At 30.0% G+C, this 26470-nt stretch carries 27 protein-coding genes; 7 read left to right on the plus strand and 20 right to left on the minus strand.

Translation table 11 applies throughout. The features are described 5' to 3' along the window. Both FGQ49_RS10315 and FGQ49_RS03780 read left to right on the plus strand, forming a co-directional pair. The coding region (locus tag FGQ49_RS10315) for a hypothetical protein (protein WP_207669784.1) at positions 1-356 on the plus strand (356 nt) is incomplete at its 5' end. Between the two features lies 1 nt (position 357). Then, the gene (locus FGQ49_RS03780; protein WP_138268549.1) at positions 358-927 is read left to right on the plus strand and encodes a thymidine kinase; all 570 of its coding nucleotides are present in this window, start codon (positions 358-360) and stop codon (positions 925-927) included. A 260-nt stretch (positions 928-1187) separates the two neighbouring features. Here the strand turns inward: FGQ49_RS03780 and rho are convergent, their stop codons facing one another. The 7 genes from rho to rpmE all read right to left on the minus strand — a co-directional run bounded on the left by rho (position 1188) and on the right by rpmE (position 5623). Then, positions 1188-2759 carry a transcription termination factor Rho gene (gene rho, locus FGQ49_RS03785; RefSeq protein WP_138268550.1) on the minus strand — a complete coding sequence of 524 codons (1572 nt, stop codon included), beginning with the start codon at positions 2757-2759 and terminating at the stop codon, positions 1188-1190. Between the two features lie 498 nt (positions 2760-3257). Continuing rightward, positions 3258-3890 (minus strand): RNA-binding cell elongation regulator Jag/EloR, encoded by a 633-nt coding sequence (gene jag, locus FGQ49_RS03790; RefSeq protein WP_138268551.1) that lies wholly within the window; start codon positions 3888-3890, stop codon positions 3258-3260. Beyond that, entirely contained in the window at positions 3856-4629 is a 774-nt protein-coding gene (locus FGQ49_RS03795) for a YidC/Oxa1 family membrane protein insertase (RefSeq protein WP_138268552.1), read from the minus strand. The genes jag and FGQ49_RS03795 overlap by 35 nt, the downstream gene beginning before the upstream one ends. Before the next feature lie 18 nt (positions 4630-4647). After that, positions 4648-4869: a membrane protein insertion efficiency factor YidD gene (gene yidD / locus FGQ49_RS03800; RefSeq protein ID WP_138268553.1), complete on the minus strand. Its 222-nt coding sequence runs from the start codon at positions 4867-4869 to the stop codon at positions 4648-4650. After that, on the minus strand, positions 4862-5200 hold the full coding sequence (gene rnpA / locus FGQ49_RS03805) for a ribonuclease P protein component (protein WP_138268554.1): 339 nt from the start codon (positions 5198-5200) through the stop codon (positions 4862-4864). Before rnpA ends, yidD begins: the two co-directional genes overlap by 8 nt. Positions 5201-5260: 60 nt before the next feature. Continuing rightward, positions 5261-5395: a 50S ribosomal protein L34 gene (gene rpmH, locus FGQ49_RS03810; protein WP_138268555.1), complete on the minus strand. Its 135-nt coding sequence runs from the start codon at positions 5393-5395 to the stop codon at positions 5261-5263. 27 nt (positions 5396-5422) lie between these two features. Further along, the gene (rpmE, locus tag FGQ49_RS03815) at positions 5423-5623 is read right to left on the minus strand and encodes a 50S ribosomal protein L31 (protein WP_138268556.1); all 201 of its coding nucleotides are present in this window, start codon (positions 5621-5623) and stop codon (positions 5423-5425) included. Positions 5624-5827: 204 nt separating this feature from the next. On the opposite strand from rpmE, the gene lepA reads away from it, so the two are divergent. Continuing rightward, on the plus strand, positions 5828-7633 hold the full coding sequence (gene lepA, locus FGQ49_RS03820; protein WP_138268557.1) for a translation elongation factor 4: 1806 nt from the start codon (positions 5828-5830) through the stop codon (positions 7631-7633). Continuing rightward, positions 7626-8756, plus strand: coding sequence for a radical SAM family heme chaperone HemW (gene hemW / locus FGQ49_RS03825; RefSeq protein ID WP_138268558.1), 1131 nt, complete (start codon positions 7626-7628; stop codon positions 8754-8756). Before lepA ends, hemW begins: the two co-directional genes overlap by 8 nt. A 27-nt stretch (positions 8757-8783) precedes the next feature. Here the strand turns inward: hemW and orr are convergent, their stop codons facing one another. Continuing rightward, a complete protein-coding gene (gene orr, locus FGQ49_RS03830) occupies positions 8784-9860 on the minus strand; it encodes an ornithine racemase Orr (protein ID WP_138268559.1) in 1077 nt (358 codons plus the stop codon). Positions 9861-9989: 129 nt separating this feature from the next. On the opposite strand from orr, the gene FGQ49_RS03835 reads away from it, so the two are divergent. Both FGQ49_RS03835 and argF read left to right on the plus strand, forming a co-directional pair. Continuing rightward, on the plus strand, positions 9990-11207 hold the full coding sequence (locus FGQ49_RS03835; protein ID WP_138268560.1) for an arginine deiminase: 1218 nt from the start codon (positions 9990-9992) through the stop codon (positions 11205-11207). 9 nt (positions 11208-11216) lie between these two features. Further along, the gene (argF, locus tag FGQ49_RS03840; protein WP_138268561.1) at positions 11217-12224 is read left to right on the plus strand and encodes an ornithine carbamoyltransferase; all 1008 of its coding nucleotides are present in this window, start codon (positions 11217-11219) and stop codon (positions 12222-12224) included. Between the two features lie 31 nt (positions 12225-12255). On the opposite strand, the gene recA is transcribed toward argF, so the two are convergent. From recA to FGQ49_RS03860, 4 genes are all read right to left on the minus strand, one after another. Then, positions 12256-13275 carry a recombinase RecA gene (recA, locus tag FGQ49_RS03845; RefSeq protein ID WP_138268562.1) on the minus strand — a complete coding sequence of 340 codons (1020 nt, stop codon included), beginning with the start codon at positions 13273-13275 and terminating at the stop codon, positions 12256-12258. 55 nt (positions 13276-13330) lie between these two features. Continuing rightward, on the minus strand, positions 13331-14578 hold the full coding sequence (locus FGQ49_RS03850) for a competence/damage-inducible protein A (protein WP_138268563.1): 1248 nt from the start codon (positions 14576-14578) through the stop codon (positions 13331-13333). Positions 14579-14706: 128 nt separating this feature from the next. Next, positions 14707-17520 (minus strand): excinuclease ABC subunit UvrA, encoded by a 2814-nt coding sequence (gene uvrA / locus FGQ49_RS03855; RefSeq protein WP_138268564.1) that lies wholly within the window; start codon positions 17518-17520, stop codon positions 14707-14709. A gap of 146 nt (positions 17521-17666) precedes the next feature. Next, complete coding sequence (locus FGQ49_RS03860; RefSeq protein ID WP_138268565.1) at positions 17667-18833, minus strand: aminotransferase class I/II-fold pyridoxal phosphate-dependent enzyme; 1167 nt, start codon at positions 18831-18833, stop codon at positions 17667-17669. Between the two features lie 150 nt (positions 18834-18983). On the opposite strand from FGQ49_RS03860, the gene FGQ49_RS03865 reads away from it, so the two are divergent. After that, the gene (locus FGQ49_RS03865) at positions 18984-19415 is read left to right on the plus strand and encodes an HD domain-containing protein (protein ID WP_138268566.1); all 432 of its coding nucleotides are present in this window, start codon (positions 18984-18986) and stop codon (positions 19413-19415) included. 9 nt (positions 19416-19424) lie between these two features. On the opposite strand, the gene FGQ49_RS03870 is transcribed toward FGQ49_RS03865, so the two are convergent. The 8 genes from FGQ49_RS03870 to FGQ49_RS03905 form a co-directional block, all read right to left on the minus strand. Continuing rightward, the gene (locus FGQ49_RS03870; protein WP_138268567.1) at positions 19425-20252 is read right to left on the minus strand and encodes a prephenate dehydratase; all 828 of its coding nucleotides are present in this window, start codon (positions 20250-20252) and stop codon (positions 19425-19427) included. Positions 20253-20352: 100 nt separating this feature from the next. Next, the gene (locus tag FGQ49_RS03875; protein WP_138268568.1) at positions 20353-21987 is read right to left on the minus strand and encodes an Ig-like domain-containing protein; all 1635 of its coding nucleotides are present in this window, start codon (positions 21985-21987) and stop codon (positions 20353-20355) included. A 163-nt stretch (positions 21988-22150) separates the two neighbouring features. Next, positions 22151-22543 carry a 30S ribosomal protein S9 gene (gene rpsI, locus FGQ49_RS03880; protein ID WP_138268569.1) on the minus strand — a complete coding sequence of 131 codons (393 nt, stop codon included), beginning with the start codon at positions 22541-22543 and terminating at the stop codon, positions 22151-22153. Positions 22544-22552: 9 nt separating this feature from the next. Then, positions 22553-22993 carry a 50S ribosomal protein L13 gene (gene rplM, locus FGQ49_RS03885; RefSeq protein WP_138268570.1) on the minus strand — a complete coding sequence of 147 codons (441 nt, stop codon included), beginning with the start codon at positions 22991-22993 and terminating at the stop codon, positions 22553-22555. Between the two features lie 159 nt (positions 22994-23152). Further along, positions 23153-23887 (minus strand): tRNA pseudouridine(38-40) synthase TruA, encoded by a 735-nt coding sequence (truA, locus tag FGQ49_RS03890; protein WP_138268571.1) that lies wholly within the window; start codon positions 23885-23887, stop codon positions 23153-23155. Continuing rightward, positions 23887-24702, minus strand: coding sequence for an energy-coupling factor transporter transmembrane component T family protein (locus FGQ49_RS03895; RefSeq protein WP_138268572.1), 816 nt, complete (start codon positions 24700-24702; stop codon positions 23887-23889). Before FGQ49_RS03895 ends, truA begins: the two co-directional genes overlap by 1 nt. A 10-nt stretch (positions 24703-24712) precedes the next feature. Then, positions 24713-25552: an energy-coupling factor transporter ATPase gene (locus FGQ49_RS03900; RefSeq protein ID WP_138268573.1), complete on the minus strand. Its 840-nt coding sequence runs from the start codon at positions 25550-25552 to the stop codon at positions 24713-24715. Then, complete coding sequence (locus tag FGQ49_RS03905) at positions 25543-26376, minus strand: energy-coupling factor transporter ATPase (RefSeq protein ID WP_138268574.1); 834 nt, start codon at positions 26374-26376, stop codon at positions 25543-25545. Before FGQ49_RS03905 ends, FGQ49_RS03900 begins: the two co-directional genes overlap by 10 nt. Positions 26377-26470: the final 94 nt, after the last annotated feature.

Raw genomic sequence — 26470 nt, forward strand, 5'->3', positions numbered from 1 at the left:
ATAATGCTAAAACAACAACATACGATAAAAATGGCTATGATGGTGAATTAACAGTCACATATAAGAATGGACTAATAAATAGTATTTCTTATACAAAAAGAAACAATAAAAATGAAGTTATCACATCAAACAATGAATTTTTAAGAACATTCAAAGATACAAATAATATTAATTATCAAAAATATATTCAAAATATTATTGATATGTCAATAGAAAAAGAAAGTATTGTTCTATCTAAAAATAATTTAGATATAGATAAAGAGTACAACAGTCTTGCAAATAAAATAAACGAAAAATCAAAAGACTTCGATTATACAAAATATAAAATATTTAATAATATTGGAGAAAGTATTTAATATGGCACAATTATATTTTAGATATTCTACAATGAATGCAGGAAAATCAATTGAAGTATTAAAAATAGCTCACAACTACGAAGAACAAGGAAAGAATGTATTATTATTTACTTCTGAATTGGATAATAGATACGGCAAAGGTTTTGTTGCATCAAGAATAGGCATAAAAAAAGAAGCTATTGTTTTCAATGATAAAACAGACTTTAAACAAATTGTTCAAATGCAGGAAAAAGAAATTCATTGTATTTTAATTGATGAAGGGCAATTTTTAACAGGACAACATGTTTTAGACTTAACACAAATAGTAGATTATATGAACATCCCTGTTATTGTATATGGGTTAAAAAATGACTCTCAAAATAATTTATTTGAGGGAAGTTTAAACCTACTTATTTATGCCGATAAAATAGAAGAAGTTAAAACAGTTTGCTGGTTTTGTAATAAAAAAGCAACAATGAATTTAAGAATAATAGATGGGAAACCTAATTATTCAGGAAAACAAATCCAAATCGGAGATAATCAAAATTATCTTCCGGTTTGCAGAAAGTGTTATGGAAACCCTAAACTATAAGCAATTTAAAAAGCTCCTCTTTTGAGGAGCTTTTTATGATAAAATGAGGGAATGATATGAAAATTTATTTACATATCATTTAGGGGAAATTATGAAAAAGTTTTTCAACTTTTTACTCTGTTAGTATACTATTATAAATTGATACCATATTGTTTTTAATGTGAAAATTTTAAGAACATTTTATGTCTTTTATTCTACATTTTATTTAGAAAACATATCATATATTTTTTTATATATCGCTATTTTATGTTATTACTCAATTAAATATTTTTAGTACAAACATTTATAAATTCTTTGTTATTTCTTGTCTTTTTCATTAGGTTAATTACTCTTTCAGAAAGCTCCAAGCTGTCCATAGAGTTTCTTCTTAAAAGATTAGCACAATTAAGTTCATCTTCTCTTAAAAGTAAATCTTCCCTTCTCGCTCCTGATTTTACAATATCAATTGCGGGAAATACTCTTCTTCTTGCGAGCGATTTATCAAGCACAAGTTCCATATTTCCGGTACCCTTAAATTCTTCAAAAATCAAATCATCCATTCTGCTACCCGTTTCAACCAATGCAGTAGCTAAAATCGTAAGACTTCCGCCATTTTCTATATTTCTTGCCGCACCAAAAAATTTCTTAGGATAATAAAGACTTTCCGGATCAAGTCCTCCAGATAAAGTTCTTCCTGAAGATGGAACAACAAGGTTATTTGCTCTTGTAAATCTTGTAATACTATCCATTAAAATTACAACATCTTCACCTATTTCAACAAGTCTTTTAGCCCTGTCTAAGACCATTTCAGCCGCTTTTATATGATTTGCAGGGTTTTGATCAAAGGTAGAATAAACCACGTCAGAATCAATGCTACGTTGTATATCAGTTACCTCTTCAGGACGTTCATCTATAAGTAAAACTATTAAATGTATATCAGGATTATTTACTCTTATTGCCTTTGCTATTTGTTTAAGAAGAATAGTTTTTCCTACCTTTGGCGCTGCTACTATAAGTCCTCTTTGCCCTTTTCCGATAGGAGAAAAAATATCTATCAATCTGGTTGAAATAATATTTTTTTCTGTTTCAAGATTTATTCGCTCGTCAGGGAAAATAGGTACAAGCTTTTCAAAATCTTTTCTTCCTACAATACTTTCAGGTGCTTTTCCGTTTACCTGCTCTACATATAATAACGCATCAAACTTTTCACCTTCTCCCGAAAGCCTTATTCTTCCTCTTACCAAATCCCCTGCTTTAAGTTTATACTTTCTTATATGTTGAGGCGCCACATATATATCATTTTCACCTTGAAGATAATTATTTGTTCTTAAAAATCCATAACCGTCTGATAAAATATCCAAAACCCCTTCATGAGCTTCTGAATATAAAGTCATATCTTTTTCATCATTTTTTTGAAGTTTTTGTTTTTCTTCTTTTAGAATATCACTTGTCTTTCTTCCGTTTACACCTTCTAGAAAAAGCATTGCATAATACTTTTCACCTTCTTTTGGAGGTCTTACCTTTCCTGATAAAATATCTCCTGTCTTAATTTTAAACCTTTGAACCTGACTTGCAGCAACATAAACAGCATCTTCAGGCTTTTTCATATCCTTAGGACGTAAAAAAGCAAAGCCTTCAGGTAAGACTTGAACTTCACCTTCCATATTAAAACTATTTGAAATTGGATCTTTAAGTTTTGAATATCGTTTATTTTCTTCTTCTTCGTTTACTTTTTCTAATATTAAATCAATAATTTCCTGTTTTTTTAACCCACTTATTTTTGTAATACCATATTCACAGGCTTTTTCTTTAAGCTCTGCCACTTTTAATTTTGATAAATCACTACTATTCATAAATACCTCCGGGAAAATGAAAAGAATAAAAAATAAATATATAAATCTTTCGAAAATTATTATTAAGATATCTACTATTTTACTATGATAAAAAAAATAAATCAATGAAATTGTTCTTATTTAAGTTTTTGTTAATATAATTTACAAAGGAGAATGAAATGTGGATAGGAATCAATATTAACAAAATTATTTTTTATATACTTTTTTTAATAATACTTTATTATTTTACAAAAAAAATATTATTAAAAAGATAAATTACGGATTATTTAATATTCTAATCTTTTTTTAATAAAAAAAGTGTATTTTTTTCCTTTTTTTTTCACAATTAAAACAACAAAGTATCATAGCATACGATTATACTAAACACTGTAAAACAAATAAGTTTTACAAATATAATTTCCCCTTTAATTTTAAAAATGTTATGATTTTCTTTAATTTAGGAAAGTATCCTTTAACAGGAAGAAATAAATAACAAAAAAAAGACCGTAAGGTCTTTTTTTATTTAGTATATTCTATTATTAAATGTCTGTTTGTACCTTCATCAACAGAATAAGTCGTTATATGTTCCCTACCTTGAAGATATGAATGAATAATTCTTCTTTCATAAGGATTCATTGGTTCAAGCTCAATATTTTTTCTTCTTTTTAAAGCTTTAGTTGCAAGCTTATCTGCCAAATGTTCCAAGGTTTCTTTTCTTTTTTCTCTATAATTGTTTATATCAAGAATTACTCTAATATAATTTTCAGAACTCTTATTTACAACAAGACTTGTTAAATATTGTAAAGAATCTAATGTTTGACCATGTTTTCCAATTAATACACCTGTATTTTCTATATCAAGAGAAATAAACATATTTTCATCTTTTTCATCATAATCAATGCTTATAGAATGTTCAATACCCATTTTATTTAAAACACTGTCTAAGAATTCTTTTGCAATTTCATCAAATTTTTCAATTAAAAATACTTCTACTTTGGCACTTTTTGCACCTATTCCCATAAAACCTGAAGTAGGCATTTCTAAAACTTTTGTATCAACTTCTTCGCTTGTTGCATTAAGTTTTTCAAGAGCATCTTTTATTGCATCTTCAATTGTCTTACCTTTTCCTATTGCGCTTTTTCTTCTTTCCATTAGATACCTCCGTATAATTACTTATAGGTTTTACATGTAAAGATTCAGCTGTTACAGGCATAAATTTATACATAATTTCTGTTTGTAAAATACCAAGTAATGTCGTTGCTGCCCAGTATATAGCAAGAGCTCCCGGGAAAGTTAAAGACATCCAGCCTATCATTAATGTCATAACAAAATTCATCATTTGCATACTGCCGCCCATTTGATTAGGTTGGTTAGCCATTGATTGTTTCATTTGAATAAAAGTAGCTAAAGTAGTAATCATAGGAATAATCAAAGCATATAAAGTATCAAGAGAAAATCCGCTTGTTCTAACAATATCCATTGCAGATATACTAATATCTTTTAACCAGAAAAATGACATTGAAACATTTGTCATTCCCCCTGTAAAAACATATAATTCAGGCTGTCTTATAACACCAAACAAACCTAAAATTATAGGAATTTGTATTAATAAAGGAAGACAACCGCTCATTGGATTATAATTATATTTTTCATAAACTTTCCACATTTCTTCGCCTTGTTTGGCTTTATCGTTTTTGTATTTTTCCTGAATTTTCATAACTTCAGGATTGATAACTTTCATAATTTGTGTTGATTTGATTTGTTTGTATGTAAGTGGAAGCAAAATAATTTTTGCAAACAATGCAAAAAGAATGATTGCAAGTCCGTAGTTACCTATAAAATTATAGATAAACAGCAAAACCTTTCCAAATAACATATATAAATACGACATGTTTTTTCTTTTTTCCTCCTATAGAAATTTTTCCGGAACCGGGTCGTATCCCCCTTTTGAAAAAGGGTTACATCTTAAAACTCTGTATACACTTAATATAGTGCCTTTAAAAAAGCCATGTTTTTTATATGCTTCAATAGCATAATTTGAGCACGTTGGAATATACTTACAACATGGTCTTTTTAAACCAGATAAATATTTTTGATAAAAGATTACCAGTTTAGTCATCAATTTAGCCATTTTCATTCACCTTTAATAATCCAAGTTTTTTAATCAAATGAAGAAATGAATTATTCAATGTTTGATAATCAATATCTTTTGCTTTTACTCTGACAATGCATATTATATCATAGCCTTCTTTTATTTGGTATGCATTTAACCTAGAAATTTCCCTAAGTCTTCTTTTTATTTTATTCCTTGTTACTGCATTACCAACTTTTTTGCTTACCGAAAAACCTATCCTGCTTTCATTATCGGTTTTTAAAATATATAAAACCAAATGTCTGTTTGCAAAAGATTTTTGGTTGTTGTAAACTCTTTTAAAATCTATACTGTTTTTTAATCTTTGCATGATTTACCCTTATCATATATAAAAAAAGGCTACATTTACAGTAGCCCTAGCAGTTAATATCTAAGCAGATAATTGTTTTCTACCTTTTCTTCTTCTATTTCTGATTACATTTTTTCCGCCTGGAGTAGACATTCTGCTTCTGAAACCATGATTTTTCTTTCTTTTATGATTGTTTGGTTGAAAAGTCCTTTTCATAAGAATATGCCTCCTTCTATATTATACTTAGTCCAAATTATATCTTTTCTTAAATCTATCAACTCTACCGCCTGTATCTACAAGTTTTTGTTTTCCTGTATAGAATGGATGACATTTTGAACAAATTTCCACACGGATTTCGTCTTTTACAGAACCTGTTTCAAAAGTATTTCCACAAGCGCAAGTAACTGTGCATTTACCATAGTTTGGATGGATTCCTTCTTTCATTTCTTTCACCCCTTTTGACAAATTATTATATAAAAATAATTTTATATTCTTTTACTATATTCGTAGCCTAATAAGTATACTATTTTTTTTACAATAATGCAAATGTTTTTTTTATTTTTTATAATATTTTTTTTATCATGCTTTTACTTATGTTTATTTTATGGTAAAATTTATTAGCATTATTATAATAATATAAGGTGAAAGATGAAAAGTAAACAAGAAAGAACAAGAAATTTTTGCATTATTGCACATATTGACCATGGTAAATCAACCTTGGCAGACAGATTAATAGAAAAAACAGGCTTAATAGCCAAAAGAGATATGACAAGTCAAGTTCTTGATAAAATGGACCTTGAACAAGAAAGAGGAATAACTATTAAACTTCAAGCTGTAAGACTTGTTTATGAAGCAAAAGACGGTGAAGAATACTATCTAAATCTTATAGATACACCGGGACATGTTGACTTTACTTATGAAGTATCACGTTCTCTTGCTGCATGCGAAGGTGCAATATTAATAGTAGACGCAACTCAAGGAATTCAAGCACAAACAATGGCAAATGTATACCTTGCTCTTGAAAACGACCTTGAAATTATTCCTGTAATAAATAAGATAGACCTTCCAAGCGCAGACCCTGAAATAGCAAGAAGGGAAATTGAAGATTATATCGGTCTACCTGCAGATGAAGCACCTCTTATTTCAGCGAAAGAAGGAATAAATATAGAAGATGTTTTAGAAGCAATCGTAAAAGATATTCCATCTCCAAAAGAAAACAACAAACAACCACTAAGAGGACTTATTTTCGACTCATATTATGATCAATATAAAGGGGTTGTTATAAGTACAAGAATAGTTGACGGTGAAATAAAAAAAGGCACAAAAATTAGATTTTACGCAACAGGAAAAGAATTTGAAGTTGAAGAAGTTGGAATCTTTACAAGCACTTTAACTCCTGTAACAAAACTTGAAAGTGGAGATGTAGGATATGTTTGTGCCAGCATAAAAAATGTTGAAGACACAAGAGTTGGGGACACAATAATGGATGCTCATAACATGGCAAGTGAACCTCTACCTGGATATAAAAGCATTACTCCAATGGTTTACTGCGGTATCTACCCTGCTGACGGAAGCAAATATGAGGACTTAAAGGAAGCTTTGGGAAAACTTAAATTAAACGATGCTTCTTTATTATATGAACCTGAAACTTCCGTTGCTCTAGGATTTGGTTTTAGATGCGGATTTTTGGGACTTTTACACTTAGAAGTAACACAGCAAAGAATAGACAGAGAATATAATATAGATATTGTAACAACAACTCCAAGCGTTATATATCATGTAACAAAAACAGACGGCAGTGAACTTAAAGTAGACAACCCTACAAATCTTCCTCCAATTCAAGAAATAAGTTACATGGAAGAACCTTTTGTTGATGCCAATATAATGCTTCCAAGTGAATATGTTGGAGCTGTTATGGAAATTTGTCAAAATAAAAGAGGCATTTACAAAACAATGGACTACATTGATGAAAACAGAGTTAACTTAAAATATGAAATGCCTTTAAATGAAATTATTTACGATTTCTTTGATACATTAAAATCAAGAACAAAAGGATATGCTTCTCTTGATTATGAACTACTTGATTATAGAAAGTCAGACCTTGTAAAACTTGATATACTTCTAAACGGAGAAATGGTAGATGCACTTTCATTTATCGTTCACCGTGACAAAGCTCAAGCAAGAGGAAGACTTATTGTAAAAAAACTTAAAGAAGAAATTCCAAGACAAATGTTTGAAATCCCTATTCAAGCAGCAATAGGCGGAAAAATCATTGCAAGAGAAACCGTAAGAGCTTTAAGAAAAGACGTTTTAGCTAAATGTTACGGTGGAGATATTTCAAGAAAAAGAAAGCTTCTTGAAAAACAAAAAGAAGGGAAAAAGAAAATGCGTCAAGTTGGTAAAGTTGAAGTTCCTCAAGATGCATTTACGGCAGTGCTTAAATTAGATGAATAATATTTCAATATATATACACACACCATTTTGTAAACATAAATGTTATTACTGTGATTTTGCTTCTTATGCAAATAGTGAAAACTACATTAGAGATTATTATGAAGCATTAGGTAAAGAAATTCTTTTAAAAAAGGAACAGCTAAAGAGTAGAAGTATTTCTACTCTTTATTTTGGCGGAGGAACTCCAAGTTATGTAGACAGCCAATATATAGGTCAAATCATAAATATCATTAAATCAAATTTTAATTTTGAAGATAATGCTGAAATAACAATAGAGCTTAACCCCGAAAGTGTAACAAAAGAAAAACTTCAAGATTACAAAAATTTTGGTTTTAACCGACTAAGTATGGGATTACAATCTGCAAATAATGAAACTTTAAAAAAGATAGGAAGAATACACACTGTAGAGAAATTTAAAGAAGCTTTTCTCCTTTCAAGAGAAGAAGGCTTTAACAATATAAATGTAGATTTAATGTTTTCTCTACCGAATGAAAAATTAATAAATTTTATTGATTCTTTAGAATTTGTATTATCCCTTAATCCAGAACATATTTCTACCTATTCTCTTATATTGGAAAAAGGTACAAAGCTTTACGATTATTACCAAAACAACAATATAGAGCAAAACGATAATTTAGACAGACAAATGTATCATTATTTAATACAAAAATTAAATGAATATGGATATAATCAATATGAAATTTCGAACTTTGCAAAAGATGGATATGAAAGCAGACATAATTTAAGATGTTGGGACTTTTATGATTATGTAGGATTTGGGAGCAATGCTTCAAGCTTTAATGATAATAAACGGAGTACAAATAAAGAAAATATAAAAGATTATATTGAAGACATAAAAAAAGATACTATTCCAATAAAAGAAGAACATATACTTACAAATGAAGAATTAATTGGAGATTATATTATGCTAGCATTAAGAAAAACAAAAGGCTTAGACATAGATGATTTTAATAAAAAGTTTAATTTAGATTTTGAGGATATATATAAAGACAAAATAAATAAATTTAAAGAAATGGGACTTGTACAAATAAAAAACAATCATTTTTCTTTAACATATAAAGGACTGGATTTTGCAAATGTTGTAATGATGGAATTCATATAAAAAAAAGCACTGAAATCAGTGCTTTTTTTATTTTGATTTAAAATGAACATATTCTCTTTCAACATAATTACTTGTCATTGCCGCAAGAGCTGCACCATAATCAAGTTTAAAAGATATTACATCACCAAGCTTATACATCTTATCGGCATTTGTTAAATCAAGTATAGTATGGTCGCTGCTCGCTCCCAAAATTTCTATATCACTATCAACAGGCTGCATTCCCTCTGTTTTTACATCTTGTCTTCCTAAAGCAACAATTGCTCTTCTCATTGTTCCTTTATTCGTAAATTCAGGAGTATTCCCAAATGCATCCATACCAATTTCTCCAATTGGAACAGAAGGTTTTTCTTTTAATTCCACTATTTGAGCTTCTAAAATAAAGTTATCATGATAAAGCCCCTCTACAGGTTTACCATAAGTTGTTTCATTACCTAATAATATAACTTCACCAAGTCTTAGATTGTTTATTCCGCTTATCATCTCTCCACTTTCAACTAAAGTATAAGAACTTGAATTACCTCCTGAAACAACTTTTAACTCAATATCAAAATCTTCTTCAATTCTTTCTTTAATTTTAACAAGTTTTGAAAGATTATCAGGTCTTGGAATAACACCACCAAAACAAGTAAGATTTGTTCCTATTCCATAAAGCTCAATATTTTTAAGCTGTAATATTTTATCTATATCACTATATAAATCATCAGTACTAAAATAACCTTCTCTTAAATCCCCAAGATCTACCATTAAAATAACTTTATGTACTTTATTTTGTTTATATGCTTCTTTATTTAATAGTCTTATTGTTTTTAATTCGCTGTTTAAAGATACATCACTATATCTGATAACATCTTCTATTTCACATTCCATAGGAATTCTTATAAGCCATTTTTGCATATTGAAACAACTTAACTTTTTAAGATTTTCAATTCTGGAATCACCAAATGCATTTGCTCCACCTGTAACAAAACATTCTGCAATATTCTCGTCCGCCAAAAACATCTTTGTTACAGCTGTTACATTAATAACGTACTTTGCACATTTTTCACATACTTTTGAAGTATTCTCCCTTATTCCTGCTAAGTTTATTTTAATTTTGGGAAACATAATATTACTCCTTTTATATAAAGTTTTATAAATTTTTTTCAATCTTGTTTCAATACCATGTTATAATATGTTAATATATTACAGTATAGATATTATTATATCAAAAAAAAATAAAAAAAGTAGGTTATTATGGATAAATTATTAATTAACAATGAAATTGGTAAGTTAAAAAAAATATTACTTCATAGACCGGGCTTTGAACTTGATAGAATTACACCTGACGATCTAAAAGAAGTTTTATTTGATGACATCCCATGGATGAGCAGAATGAGAAAAGAACATGACGGTTTCGCAAATATCCTAAGACAAACAGGAACGGAAGTATTATATGTAACAGACTGTTTACTTCACGTTATAAGTAATAATAAGCAGGCAAAAGAAGAGCTTGTTGATATTGTATTAAGAGAAGTACAATATGACGATATAACTGTTATGGGACTTAGGGAATTTTTATTAAGCCTTGATAATAAAGAACTTATAAGATGTGTTATTGCAGGACTTAGCGAAAGCGAAATAAAATCAAATAGAGTTACATTATCTGATTATATGCAAGATAAATATCCTTATTATTTTAAACCAATACCAAATCTTTACTTCATGAGAGATGTAGGGGTTGTAATAAAAAACGGTGTTGCTTTTTCTAAAATGAGAACTCATATCAGAAGAAGAGAAAGTTTAATAATAAGACTTATTTATAAATATCATCCTGATTTTTCAGGTTCCCCTGTATATTTTGACAACGAAAGAGAGAGAATGACACTTGAAGGCGGGGACGTTCTTATTTTAAGTAAAGAATGTGTTCTTGTAGGTTTTTCAGAAAGAACATCTCTTGAAGGAATAGACAGGCTTGCACAAAATCTTTTAACTTCAGGTAGTGGAGTTAAGAAAGTATTAGCCGTAAAAATTCCACATGAAAGAGCATTTATGCATCTTGATACGGTATTTACAATGGTAGACTATGATAAATTCATAATCTTCCCTAATATATTAAAAGACATTGAAGTGGTAAGTATAACAGCAGGAGAAAAAAATACATTAAAATACGAACAAGAAGAAAGCTTAAAAACAGCGCTTGCAAAAGCTTTAAATCTTCCAAGCGTAAAACTTATAAAAAGCGGTGGCAGCAGCAGTGTTATTTCAGCCAGAGAACAATGGAATGACAGCACAAACACACTTGCCATTTCCCCTGGAGTTGTTATAACATATAACAGAAATGAAATTTCAAACGAAATACTTGACAGAAACGGTATTAAAGTTCTTTCAATAGAAGGAAGCGAACTTGTAAGAGGAAGAGGCGGCCCAAGATGTATGAGTATGCCTTTAGTTAGAGAAGACATAGATTTTTAGGAGGAACAAATGAGCGTTAATTTAAAAGGAAGAAGTTTTTTAACACTTAGAGACTATACAACAGAAGAAATCAAATTTTTACTTGATTTGGCAAAAGAACTTAAAGCAAAGAAAAAAAGAGGCGAAATCGGTGATTTACTAAGAGGTAAAAACATCGTTTTACTTTTTGAAAAAACATCAACAAGAACAAGATGTGCATTTGAAACTGCAGCATATGACGAAGGTGCTCATGCAACATTCTTAACAAATTCACAAATGGGTAAAAAAGAATCTTTAGAAGATACAGCAAAAGTTCTTGGCAGAATGTTTGATGGTATTGAATTCAGAGGTTTTAAACAAGAAACAGTTGAAGACCTTGCTAAATATTCAGGGATTCCTGTTTGGAATGGTCTAACAGATTTATATCATCCAACACAACTTCTTGCAGATGTTCTTACAATGTATGAAAACATTGATAAAGACAACAACAACGATATGAAACTTACTTATGTTGGAGATGCAAGAAACAATGTATCAAATTCTTTACTAATAGGATGCGCAAAACTTGGAATAAATTTTGCTGCGGCAGCTCCAAAATCTTTATGGCCTGATGAAAATCTAGTAAAAGAAATGGAAGAAATCGCAAAAGAAAACGGAAGTACAATTCTTATAACAGATAATGTTGATGAAGCCGTTAAAGATTCTGATGCAATATATACAGATATTTGGGTGTCAATGGGTGAAGAAGATAAATTTGAAGAAAGAATCAATCTTTTAAAAGATTATCAAGTTAACATGGATATGCTTAAAAAGACAGGAAATGAAAATGTAATATTCTTACACTGCCTACCTTCTTTCCATGATTTAAATACTGAAATAGGAAAAGATGTTTATGAAAAATACGGATTAAAAGAAATGGAAGTAACTGATGAAGTATTCAGAAGTAAACATTCTAAAGTATTCGACGAAGCAGAAAACAGAATGCATACAATTAAAGCGGTAATGTGTGCTACGCTTTCAGATAAATTATATGAATAATATAAAAAAGAACAGCTAAGCTGTTCTTTTTTTATTCTTCAATATTTTCTTCTTCTTCATGAGTTCTTCCAAGAACTTCATCTAATACTAAGTTTTCTATAATCTTAGCAGTTTCCGGATTATCTTTAAGGAATTGTTTTGCCTTATCTCTTCCCTGTCCTATTTTTTCATCTTGATAAGAATACCAAGCTCCTGCCTTTTTGATAATACCGTATTTTGCCGCCATATCAACTATATCGCCTTCTCTTGATATTCCTTTTCCATACATAATATCAAATTCAGCAATTTTAAATGGTGGTGCAACTTTATTTTTTACGACTTTAACTTTTGTTCTGTTGCCTATAATGTCTTGACCGCTTTTTATTGAATCAACTCTTCTCACTTCAAGTCTTACTGAAGAATAGAATTTTAAAGCTCTACCTCCCGGAGTAACTTCAGGATTACCAAACATTACCCCTACTTTTTCTCTTAATTGATTTATAAATATAGCTGTTGTATTTGATTTATTTATTGCTCCCGCAAGTTTTCTCAAAGCTTGAGACATAAGTCTTGCTTGTAAACCTACATGACTATCTCCCATATCTCCTTCGATTTCAGCTTTTGGAACCAATGCCGCAACAGAGTCCACAACTACAACATCAATTGCAGAACTTCTTACAAGTGCTTCTGTTATTTCAAGAGCTTGTTCTCCTGTATCAGGCTGAGAAACAATTAATTCATCTATATTAACACCAAGAGCTTCTGCATATACAGGGTCAAGAGCATGTTCAGCATCTATAAAAGCGGCAACTCCGCCGGCTTTTTGTGCTTCTGCAACAACGTGTAATGCCACTGTTGTTTTACCTGAAGACTCAGGTCCGTATATTTCGATAATTCTTCCTCTTGGAAGTCCTCCTACCCCAAGGGCAGCATCAAGAGAAATTGAAGATGTAGAAATGGTATCAATGGTAACAGCCGGTTTGTCACCAAGCTTCATTATCGCACCTTTCCCAAAACTACTTTCTATATTTTTCATTGCAAGCTCTAAGGCTTTTTCTTTATCTGGATTCATATCTTAACGTCCTTTCAAACATTTGTTCTTTTATATTATACAATTACTTTAAAAATTAGTCAATATTTTCATCAATTATTTTTAATATATTATTAATTGCATAATATGCGCTTCTTGTTTGAACTCTTTTTCTTTCACCTGTTATGTTGTAAAGTTTTGAAGTTACTTTTCCATTATAATAAAATCCCATATACACTGTTCCTACAGGTTTTTCTTCACTTCCTCCTCCCGGGCCTGCAATACCGCTTATGGAAATTGCAACATCAGTGTTAAAACATTTGGCACATCCTACAACCATTTCTTCTACGCAGTTTGCACTTACCGCACCATACTTCTTTAGAGTTTCTTCTTTTACACCAAGAAGGGAGTGTTTTACTTCGTTTGTATATGTAACTGCACTACCCATAAAAACTTCACTTGCTCCTGCAATTTCTGTAATATAACTTGCAAGAAGACCTCCCGTACAAGATTCTGCACAAGAAAAAGTAAGTCCTTTTTCTTTTAATGTTGCAATTAATTTTTGAGGAAGAGTTTCTCCTTTAACAGAATAAATATATTCTTTAAAGTTACTTGTTATTATTTTATCTACCTTGTCTAAGTTTTCAACAGCATGCTTTAAGTTATCAGCTTTTGAAACAGCTTTAACTTTTACACCGCTGTCATTAAAGTATGTATTTACATTTACTCCTTCAATATCAGGAAGCAAATCTCTAAGTTTATATTCTATTTCAGATTCACCAATACCTGAAGTCATATAATCTTTTACGGCAAAGAATTTATTTAATTTATTAACCAAGTATTCTTTAATATGTTTATAATACATATTTGTATTTTCTCTTGGTGGTCCAGGAAGCATAATAATCATTTTATCTTCAATTTCAAGAAGCGCTCCGGGAGCAGTTCCTCTGTCGTTATCTAAAATTTTTGCTCCTTTTGGGAATAATGCTTGTCTATAATTATTAGGTGTTAAAACGTAATCTTTTCCTTTTCTGATAAAATAACTTTCAACGTGTTTTCTTGCTTCTTCATTCTCTTCCAAAGGTCTGTTTGTAACCTTTGCAATGGCTTCTTTTGTCATATCGTCCAAAGTTGGTCCAAGACCTCCTGTTGTAATGATAACATCACTTAATTTAACCGCATCCATAAATGCGCCTTCTACCATATCTTCGTCATCACTTACAACCACATGTTTAACAACTTCAATTCCTATTTCAGTAAGTTCTTTTGCAAAAAAAGTACCATTTGAGTTTAATACATCTCCACATAAAACTTCATCGCCTATGCACATTATTGTCGCTTTCATATTTTCTCCTTTAACACATAAATTTACATTGCTATTTTAAATTATACTATTTAAAAATTCAAAATTACAGTATATATAATTAAATTATTCATTATTTTTATAAAAAAAAGACTCTATTAAGAGTCTTTTTATTTTAATATTTTCTTTAGATATTGTCCCGTATAACTATTTTTAACTTTAGCAACCTCTTCTGGTGTTCCCGTTGCAATAACTTCGCCGCCGTTATCTCCTCCGTCAGGACCTAAATCAATTATATAATCTGCACATTTTATAACATCAAGATTATGCTCTATTATAAGAATAGTATTTCCACCTTCTCTTAACCTATAAAGAACTTCAAGGAGTTTTTTTACATCTTCCATATGAAGACCTGTTGTAGGTTCATCAAGAATATATAATGTTTTGCCTGTTTGACGTTTTGATAAATATGTTGCAAGTTTTATTCTTTGAGCCTCTCCTCCCGATAGAGTTGTAGAAGGTTGTCCAAGTTTTATATAACCAAGCCCTACATCATAAAGAGTCTGTACTTTTGATTTAATTGAAGGGATATTTTCAAAGAAATCAAGAGCTTCTTCAACACTCATATCTAATACATCGGCAATGGTTTTTCCTTTATATTTTATCTGTAAAGTTTCATCGTTATATCTTTTTCCGCCGCAGACTTCACAAGGAACATAAACATCAGGTAAGAAGTGCATTTCAATTTTTATTATTCCATCTCCCTTACAATGCTCACATCTTCCACCTTTAACATTAAAACTGAAGCGTCCTTTTTGATAACCTCTCATTTTTGCTTCATTAGTTGATGCAAAAACATCTCTTATCATATCAAACATTCCCGTATAAGTTGCAGGATTTGACCTTGGCGTTCTTCCTATCGGAGATTGGTCTATGTCTATTATCTTATCAAGATACTCTGCCCCTTTTACTTCCTTATGTTTTCCCGGTCTTTCAAGGGAACCAAGAATCTGTTTCCTTAAAGATTTAAACAGTATTTCATTTACAAGAGTACTTTTTCCTGAACCTGAAACACCTGTAACACAAGTCATTTTACCAAGTTCTATCTTAACATCAATATTTTTAAGGTTATTTTCCTTTGCCCCTATTATTTCAAGATACTGACCGTTTCCTTCTTGTCTTTGTTTTGGAACCTCTATTTTCTTTCTTCCAGAAAGATAATCTGCTGTTATAGAGTTCTTATTATCAATGATTTCTTCAAGAGGACCGCTTGCAACAACTTCTCCACCATGAATTCCTGCTCCCGGACCTATATCGACTATATAATCCGACTCACGCATTGTATCTTCATCATGTTCCACTACTATTACCGTATTTCCAATATCTGTTAAATCACGAAGTGTCTTTAATAATTTATCATTATCTTTTTGATGAAGCCCTATACTTGGTTCATCTAAAACATAAAGTACTCCCGTAAGTTTTGAACCAATTTGTGTAGCAAGTCTTATCCTTTGACTCTCACCACCTGATAAAGTTGATGCTGCTCTGTCTAAAGTAAGATAATCAAGTCCAACATCTATTAAAAACCCCAGCCTTGATTTTATTTCTTTTAAAATAAGTTCTGCAATTTTAGCTTCGTTTTCTGTTAAAGTTAAATTATCAATAAATTTCTTACAGTCTTTTATCGACATTTCCGTAAGCTCAATTATGTTTACTCCGTTTATCTTCACTGCAAGAGAGTTTGGATTAAGCCTTTTTCCGTGACATGAACTACAAGTTATATTTGATAAGAATTTAGCAAATTTCGCTTTTATATATTCACTGTTGCTTTCAAAATATCTTCTTTGAATATTGTTTATTATTCCTTCAAACTCTACTTCTCTTTCTTTGTATCCTCCAAAATGAGAATTAAATCCTATTTTAATTTTGCCTTTATCTCCATATAAAAGAGCATTCATAAATTCATCGCTTGCTTCTTTTAAAGGTTTATCCATAGAAAAATTATACTTATCAACTAACGTTTTTATTATTACAGAATAATAAGTACTGTCATCTGAACTTATAAAGTTAGAAAGAGCACCTTCTTTTATAGAAATATCTTTATTTGGAATAACAAGGTCTGGATCTATGGTTTGATGATATCCTATACCATTACAATCCATACACATTCCAAAAGGAGCATTAAAAGAGAAGTTTCTTGGTTCAGGCTTTTCCATTGCAATTCCACAATCCATACATGCAAACTTTTCCGAATAAAGTTTATCTTCATCATTAAATTTACAAACTACCAAACCATCAGTAAGTTTTAATGCCGTTTCAACAGAATCATTAAGTCTTGATTTTATTCCTTCTCTTATTTTAAGTCTGTCAATTACAACGTTTATGTTATGTTTTTTATTTTTTGAAAGTTTTATTGAATCATCAAGGTCGAACATTTCCCCGTCAATAAATGCTCTTAAATAGCCATCTTTTTTTAAATGTTCTATTAAATTTTTATGAGTTCCTTTTTCTCCTCTTACTACAGGAGCCAATATTTGAACCCTTGTACCCTCTTCATGAGATAATATATCTTTAATAATAGTATCTATACTTTGACTTTCTATTTTTTTACCGCATTTTGGACAGTAAGGGATACCTATTCTTGCATATAAAAGTCTGAAGTAATCATATATTTCTGTTACTGTTCCAACGGTAGAACGAGGGTTTCTGTTTGTTGTCTTTTGATCGATAGAAATAGAAGGACTTAAACCTTCTATGCTCTCTACATCTGGTTTATTTGTCTGACCTAAAAATTGTCTTGCATATGCAGATAAACTTTCAACATATCTTCTTTGTCCTTCTGCATATATAGTATCAAAAGCAAGAGATGATTTACCGGAACCTGAAAGTCCTGTAAAAACAATAAGTTTATCTCTTGGAATTGTTAAATTTATATTTTTTAAATTGTTTTCTTTAGCGCCTCTTATAACAATTTTATCTGACATTGTCCCCTCCTTTTTTACATTAAACTGATATTATCATAAAAATTTTTTATTTACAATAATGAGAAAAATTTTCCTTATTTCTTTTTATTTTTCCCCTATAAAATATAAGAATGTACAAAGAAATAAATCAATGTACATTCAAAATTTTATTTTAATATATCGCTGTTTTTTATGCTTTCAATTGCTTTTTTCATCTCATCTTCATCTTGAACAAGTGCCATTCTCACATGCCCTTCTCCCGATGGTCCAAAAGCACTTCCGGGAGTAACCAAAACTCCGGTTTTATCAAGAAGTTCTATACAAAATTTCTCTGAAGAAGTATACTTGCTTGGAATCTTTGCCCATACAAACATTGTTGCAGGACATCTATTCATTTTCCATCCTATTTCATTTAATCCGTCACAAAGAATATTTCTCCTGTTTTCGTATGCTTTTCTTACGGTTTCAACACAAGATTGATCTCCTGTTATAGCAGCAATTGCCGCCTTTTGAACAGGTAAAAACATACCATAATCCATATTTGACTTTAAATTTGATAAGTTTTTAACTACTTCTTTATTACCAATACAAAAACCTACCCTTGCCCCTGCAAGTCCATATGTTTTTGACAAAGAATTGAATTCTACCCCTACATCTTTTGCACCTTCATAACAAAGGAAACTTCCACAGGTATTCCCGTCAAAAACCAAATCGCTGTATGCATTGTCATGAAGAACAATAATGTCATATTTTTTTGCAAAAGCTATTAGCTTTTTATAGAAGCTGTCAGGCGCCATAGCTGTTGTTGGATTATTAGGGTATGAAACTACCATAAACTTAGCTTCTCTTCTTATATCCTCCGGTATCTCGTCTAAATCAATTATATAACCATTCTCTTCTCTTTGAGGCATATAGTATAGCTTTGCCCCTGCAAGTCTTGGACCGTCGGCAAAAACAGGATAGCATGGATCCGGAACTAAAACAGTATCTCCAGGATTGACTATTGAAAGTGCTATATGAGCAAGACCTTCTTGTGAACCAAGTAAAGATGTAACTTCACTTTCAGGATCAATATCAACGCCGTATCTATTTTTATACCATACTTTCACAGCCTGTTTTAAATCTTCTTTATCATTTAAAGGATACAAATAACTTTCCAAATTCCCGGCTTGTTTTATTAAAGCATCTACAATATGCTTTGCAGGCGGAATATTTGGAGCGCCTACGCTTAAATCAATTACATGCATTCCCTCTTTTATTTTTTCTTCTTTTAAATGAGCAAGTTTGGAAAAAATCCCTTCTTGGAACATATCCATTCTATCTGCAAACTTCATTATTACCCCTCCTATTCAGATACTTGCTTCAAAATAATATAGCAAAATATATGCCATATCTATGTATTATATTCGTTTTTTTTAATAAAGTCCACTAATGCACAAATTTAATCAAATTTTTTTATGATATAATATAAAAGAGGTAATAAAATGCAAAATAAAAACATAGAAAAAGCTCTGAAAATTGCATATAAAGCACATGAAAATCAATTTGATAAAGGTGGAAAGCCCTATATAAACCATCCTATTCATATTGCAAAAATGCTAAATTGCGAAGATGAAATAATTACTGCACTTTTACATGATGTAATGGAAGACAGTAATATTACAAAAAAAGATTTAATAGACTTTGGCTTTAATGAAAATGTAATAAATGCTTTATCTTGTTTAACAAGAAAAAGAAATGAAGATTATTTTTCTTACATAAATAAAGTTAAATCAAATACACTAGCTAAAAAAATTAAAATTTTAGATCTTGAACATAATCTTGATGTAAAAAGATTATCTAAAATTACAAACAAAGATTTACAAAGGATAGAAAAATATAAGAAAGCACTTGCCATATTAAAAAAAGACCGCTAAATCGGTCTTTTATATTGAATAAAATCCTAATACTTTTAATCCGTATTCTTTTCTAATGTTTTCCAAAGATCTTTGTACAATTTCCATCTGATTGGAATCTCCATTAATCTCCAAATAAAAATTATATTTCCCCATATCTGTCTTTGTTGGTCTAGACATTATTGCAACCAGGTTTATTTTATTTATAGAAAACTCATGTAATATATCAAAAAGGATTCCGGGTCTATCTATATTTGGCATAATATACATTGGAACTTTAAAATTCTTATTTTCTTGAGCCGCATATTCATTTTCACCTTTTTCCACAACAACAAATCTTGTAAAATTATTAGATGCATCCGTTACATTTTCTATTTTACATTTAGCATTTGCATATTTTAGCATATGCATAGGTATTATACCGCCTTCTGCCAATATCCCCTTACTTACGTTATTATAAGATTCCATATTACTGTCGGTTGTAATAATATTTACATCATCTAACGAATCTAAAAACTTTCTGCATTGACCATTTGTTTTAAATTGTACATATATTTTTTTTATTTGCTCGATATTTTCACTGTTACCTATAAAAGAAAACTGAACAGGAACACTTATTTCTCTTACAATATGAACATCCATTTCAAGAAGTAAATCAAGCGTTCTTTGAACGAATCCATCAAGTGTATTTTCTATTGGAATTATTCCCATATCGCATTCTTTACCAATGCTGTGAAAAGTTTCATCAATGGTATTATAATATACTACATCAAAATCTCCGTTTTCTTCATTTAAAAATAAACTGCAAGCATTATCGCTGAATGTTCCCTTTGGTCCAAGTACTGCTAATTTTCTCAAATTCTTTCTCCATATTTTTTAATTACCATAAAAAAGGATATCAAAAATATACATTTTATTCAATAGCAAGTAAAATAAAAAACATCCATAAGGATGTTTTTTATTTTACTTTTACTTTATATACTTTTGAGAAAGAACCTTTTGTACTTCCGTTTACGGCTCTTACTTTGTAGTAATAAGTTTTCTTTGATGTAAGTTTTTTATTCACATATTTTGTTGATTTCACAGTTGCAACTTTTTTAAATCCTGTTGATTTATTTGTTGATCTGTAAATTTCATAATATTTTGCATTTGAAGCTTTTGAAATTGTGATTGTTGCACTTTTCTTTCCGCTTTTTATTTTTAATGAATTTACTTTTCCAACTGTAATTTTCTTTTTTGGTAGATTAACTTTAACATTGCAATATGCTATTTTCCCATCTTTTGTTTCAGCTTTAATAACAGCGCTTCCGTCTGCAACAGGTGTAATTTTACCATTTTCAACTTTTGCAACTTTTGTATTGCTACTGCTCCACTGTATTGTCTTATCATCTGCATTTGAAGGATAAACTTCTCCTGTTAAATATACAACATCAGTCAATTTATTTAATTGTACATTTGTTTTATTTAATGTAACACTTTCTGTTTTAACTTTATTTACATTAATACTGCAAACCGCAATAATATTTCCATTTTCTTTAGAAATTGCTTTAACTTTTGTATTTCCTGAATTTTGAGCTGTTACAACTCCATTTTCATCTACATTAGCAATATTAATATTTTCACTTTCCCATTTTACATCTTGATTTTTAGCATCTATTGGATAAATTGATGCATTTAATTTTACAGTATCGTCTACATCTAATGTTACATTTTCTTTATCAAGAGAAATACCTGTTACCTTTTTTGGTGAAACATTTACTTCAACTGTTTTTACAATATTATTTACTGTACTTGCAATAATTATTGTTTTCCCTTCTTTAATTGCTTTTATTTTACCATTATTATCAACTGTTGCAATTGAAGGATTAATGCTTTCCCATTTTACTGTTTTATCAGTTGTATTCTTAGGCAAAACTTCATATGTTACAACTTTTTCTTCATCTTTAAATAAATTTAAAGTACTGTAATCAAGTCTTAAAGAACTTGCCATAACAGGTTTTACACTAACTTCAAAAGATGTACTTACACCATTTCCCATGTTAACTGTTATTGTTGTAGTACCTACTTTTTTTGCTGTTAGTTTAAAGCTGTTTGAACTGTAGAATGATTTTGGATATGATACAATATCTTCATTTGATGATGTTAAAGTAACGTATCTGTCTGTAGTATTTGAAGGTAAATATTTAATAAAGTAATAATCTCCACCACCCATGTAAATACTTTCAGGACCTATTACATTAACTCCATTAATTTTAACTTCATTTACAGTTACTTTACATTCTGCTTTTTTACCGTTTGCTGTCATTGCAAAAATAGTACCTGTCCCAACCCCTGAAGAAACAACAACACCATCTGCATCTACACTTGCAACATTTTTATCAGTACTGTTCCAGTAAATTAAGTCTTTATCATATGACGCAGGCTCAATCGCTGCCTCTAATTTAAATGATTCTCCTATACCGTTTAATACTAATTCATCTTTGTTAAATGTAATATTTGTAGCATTAACGTTTTCTTCGTTAGATGCATAAATAGGGGGTATAATACTAAATACTAGCATCACTGTAAGAAATATACTTAATATTCTTTTCATGATTCCCTCCACTTTTTTTCAATATGTTTTTCAAAATTTTTCATATCCTACCATATCTGTAGGAAAAAGCAAACCCACTTTTTCAATTTAAAAATATTCAGACTATTTATATTTTCGTAATAAAAAAAGAACAGCCATAGGCTGTTCCCATATATATAATATATTATCTTTTTGAAAATTGTGGAGCTTTTCTAGCTTTCTTAAGACCATATTTTCTTCTTTCTTTCATTCTTGAGTCTCTAGTTAAGAAACCTGCTTTTTTAACTTCTTTTCTTAAATCAGGGTTTTCTGCAACTAAAGCTCTTGAAATACCATGTCTGATTGCTCCTGCTTGACCAGAAATTCCGCCGCCGTATACATTTACGCTTACATCATATTTGTCAGCGTTGTCTGTTAAAACTAATGATTGTCTAACAATTACTTTAAGTGTATCATTACCGCCGAAATATTCTTCTATATCTCTACCATTAATAGTTATCTTTCCACTACCTTGTTTTAAAACTACTCTTGCAACAGAATTTTTTCTTCTGCCTGTAGCCATAACTTGTTCTGCCATCTATTCCTCCTACTTAATATCAAGTACTTCAGGTTTTTGTGCTGCATGTTCATGTTCGCTACCTGCGTATACTTTTAATTTCTTAAATTGAGCTCTTCCAAGTTTATTTTTTGGAAGCATACCTTTAACTGCTTTTTCGATTACAAATTCTGGTTTATTAGCAATTAAATCTTTGTACATTACTTCTTTTCTTCCACCAGGATATCCTGTGTGTCTGTAATATTTTTTGTCTAATAATTTATTTCCAGTAAGATGAATTTTTTCTGCATTAATTACAATTACATAATCCCCAGTATCAATATTAGGTGTGTAACAAGGTTTGTTTTTACCTGTTAATACTTTTGCAACTTCACTACATAATCTACCAAGTGTTTTGCCTTCAGCATCAACTACATACCATTTTTTATCAATTTGTTGGGGTTTAGCAATACTAGTTGACTTTGTTAACATTTCGTTAAACCTCCACAATACGTATAATATTTTTATTTTAGATTATCTGCTCTACACTTTCCATGCACGGGGCTAACGATACACGAAAAATATCTAGCCTATATATTTTAGATTATTTTACCTTTTATGTCAATATATTTTTTTATAATATGTAAGTTTTTAGTAAAAAACTTCCTTTAAATAAAGCCCTTCCGCAGGTGCTGTAACATTTGCCATGCTTCTGTTTTTACTTTCTAAGATTTCATCTATTCTATTTTCGTCAAATCTTCCTCTTCCTATATCAATTAGACTTGCAACAATGATTCTTACCATATTATATAAAAAGCCATTACCTTTTATTTTAAAAATAATTAAATCATCTTTTTTAGTTATTTTAACATCATATATTTCTCTTATGGTACTTTTAACATTACTGCCACTTCCCATAAATCCAGCAAAATCATGCTCACCAATAAGTTTTTTTGAGGCTCTAGTCATCTTATCCAAATCAAGTTTATAAAAAACATGAGTTGCCCTTCCTATAAAAAGAGGATTCATTATACTGTTATTATAAATTAAATACATATATTCTTTCCCTGTGGTATCATATCTGGCATGAAAATTCTCATCTTTTTCTTCTGCCTTTATTACCCTTATATCTTTTGGTAAAAATGCATTAATACCATAAGGAAATTTATCTATGGATATATTAGAATTTGTATAAAAATTTGCTCTTTGCCCTAATGCATGTACTCCGCTGTCTGTTCTTCCACTTCCGTAAAGTTTAACCTCTTCTTTTACAAGACTTTCAACAGCTGTCTTTACTTTCTCTTCAACACTCATTCCGTTATTTTGCATCTGCCAGCCAACATAATTTTTACCGTCATATTGTATTGTAAGGACTATATTTTTCATTAAATAATCCCCTTAGTATAAAGAATATTTGTTACTACTGTAAAAATTATCATGAATACAATATATAAATAAGTATAAAAATCATTTTTTGTATACTTTAATTCTTTCATTCTTGTTCTGTTTTCTCCGCCGGTATAACACCTTGCTTCCATTGCAAGAGCTAAATCCTCTGCTCTTTGAAAAGCAGATAAGAATAAAGGAATTAAAACCGGAATAAAAGCTTTTGCTCTGTTTATAAGATTTCCGCTTTCGAAATCTGCACCCCTTGATTTTTGGGCATTAATAATCCTTGTTGTTTCTTCCATAAGTGTTGGAATAAATCTAAGTGCAATACTCATCATCATAGATAGTTCATGTGCATATTTTTTTAATAAAGGTACTTTTTTCATTAGTCTTTCTAAGCCATCAGTAAGAGATATAGGCGATGTTACAAGTGTTAATAAAGAAGTACCCGTAACAAGCAAAACAAGCCTTACAGCCATTAATATGGCGTTATGAAGTCCTTTATCGGTAATCTTTAAAAAACCTAATTGATATATTACATTACCGGGTGTCATAAACATATTAAGACAAACGGTAAATAAAATAATAATAATCAGTGCTTTTAAACCTCTAAGAAGATATCCTACCGGAACTTTTGAAATAATTAAAGGAATTAACAATAAAATAAACATTCCCAAAAATCCAATAAAAGATTTAACAAAAAAAAGTAAAATCATATACAAAAAAGTAGCCATTATTTTACTTCTCGGATCTAATTTATGAATCATCGATCCGGTTGGATAATATTGTCCTATTGTAATATCATTTAACATATTTATCCCCTTAAATAACTTTTTCTATTTCTTTTATTACTTCATTAAATGTAAATAAGTTTGTATCTACATTAATTCCTTTTTCTTTAAGTTTTAACATAAGTTCTTTTCCTTCCGGAACATTTAAACCTATGCTTCTTAAAAGTTCAACATTTTTAAAAACTTCTCTTGGTGTATCATAAAGTTTTAATTCTCCCGAAGAAAACACCATTATTTTACTTGCATATTCACATACGTCTGTCATTGAATGAGATACTAAAAAAGTTGTCAAATTATTTTCTTTATGAAGTTTATATATATTATCAAGTATCTCTTTTCTTCCCACTGGATCAAGTCCGCTTGCAGGTTCGTCCAATATAAGTACATCCGGGTCCATAGCAATAACACCGGCTATTGCAACTCTTCTTTTTTGACCTCCCGATAAATCAAAAGGAGATTTATCTTTATAAGTTTCAAAATCCAACCCAACCATATCCATTGCTTTTCTTACTGCTCCGTCAATATCTTCCATGCCTATATTTTTAGGACCAAAAGCAATATCTTTATATATTGTTTCTTCAAATAATTGATATTCAGGATATTGAAATACAAGACCTACTTTTGAGCATATATCTTTCATTAATACGCCTTTTTCATTTATATTAAGCTCATCTAAATATATATCCCCGCTTGTGGGTGTTAATAACCTGTTTATATGTTGAATCAAAGTGGATTTTCCGCTTCCCGTATGACCTATAATTCCAACCAATTCACCATTATTAACTTCAAAATTTATATTTTTTAAAGCCTTAAACTCAAATATACTGTCTTTTCCGTATGTATGACATAAATCTACAACTTTTACTGACATATTTCCTCCACTAATTCATCTAACGTAAGGATTTTATCATTTTTTATTTTTCCTTGTTTTTTTAACTCATATGCAACTTTAGTAGCATATGGAGGTTCAAGCATTAGTTCTTTTAAAATATCATCCTTTGCAAAAACTTCCCTTGGTTCATCTTCAAGGACCTTTACTCCTCTATCAAGAATTATTACCTTGTCTGCATTTACTACTTCTTCCATATAATGCGTTATTAAAACAATGGTTGTACCTTTTTCATTTAATTTTTTGATTGTATTAATTACTTCATTTCTTCCTTTTGGGTCTAACATGGCTGTAGGCTCGTCCAAAATAATACATTCAGGGTTCATAGCAAGAATTCCTGCGATTGCAATCCTTTGTTTTTGTCCTCCGGAAAGTTCGTGAGGCTTTTTATCTTTAAATTCGCTCATGCTTACGCTTAAAAGAGCTTCATCGACTCTTTTTCTTATTTCACTTGGCTCAACCCCCAAATTTTCAGGTCCAAAGGCAACATCTTCTTCTACTATTGTTGCAACCATTTGATTATCAGGATTTTGAAATATCATACCGGCTTTTTGTCTAATATCCCATATCTTTTTTTCATCTTTGGTATTCATTCCGTCAATTAAAATATCGCCGCTTTCAGGAAGTAAAATACCATTTAACAATTTTGCAAGGGTTGATTTTCCGGAACCGTTTCTTCCGATTATACCAACAAAACTTCCCTTTTCAACACAAAAAGAAACATCTTTCAATGCTTCTACAATCGTTTTTCCTTCATTATCCTTATAAGAATAATTAACGTTTTTTATTTCTATCATTTCGCTCATATTTTTTCTCTCTTATATATATTATAAACTTACACAATTTCAAATTATACAAATTTATAATATATATTATATAGAGCTAAAGGAACAGTGCTTA

It is taken from the genome of Anaerofustis stercorihominis (genome assembly GCF_005844425.1).
In the GTDB taxonomy this organism is placed as follows: domain Bacteria; phylum Bacillota; class Clostridia; order Eubacteriales; family Anaerofustaceae; genus Anaerofustis; species Anaerofustis butyriciformans.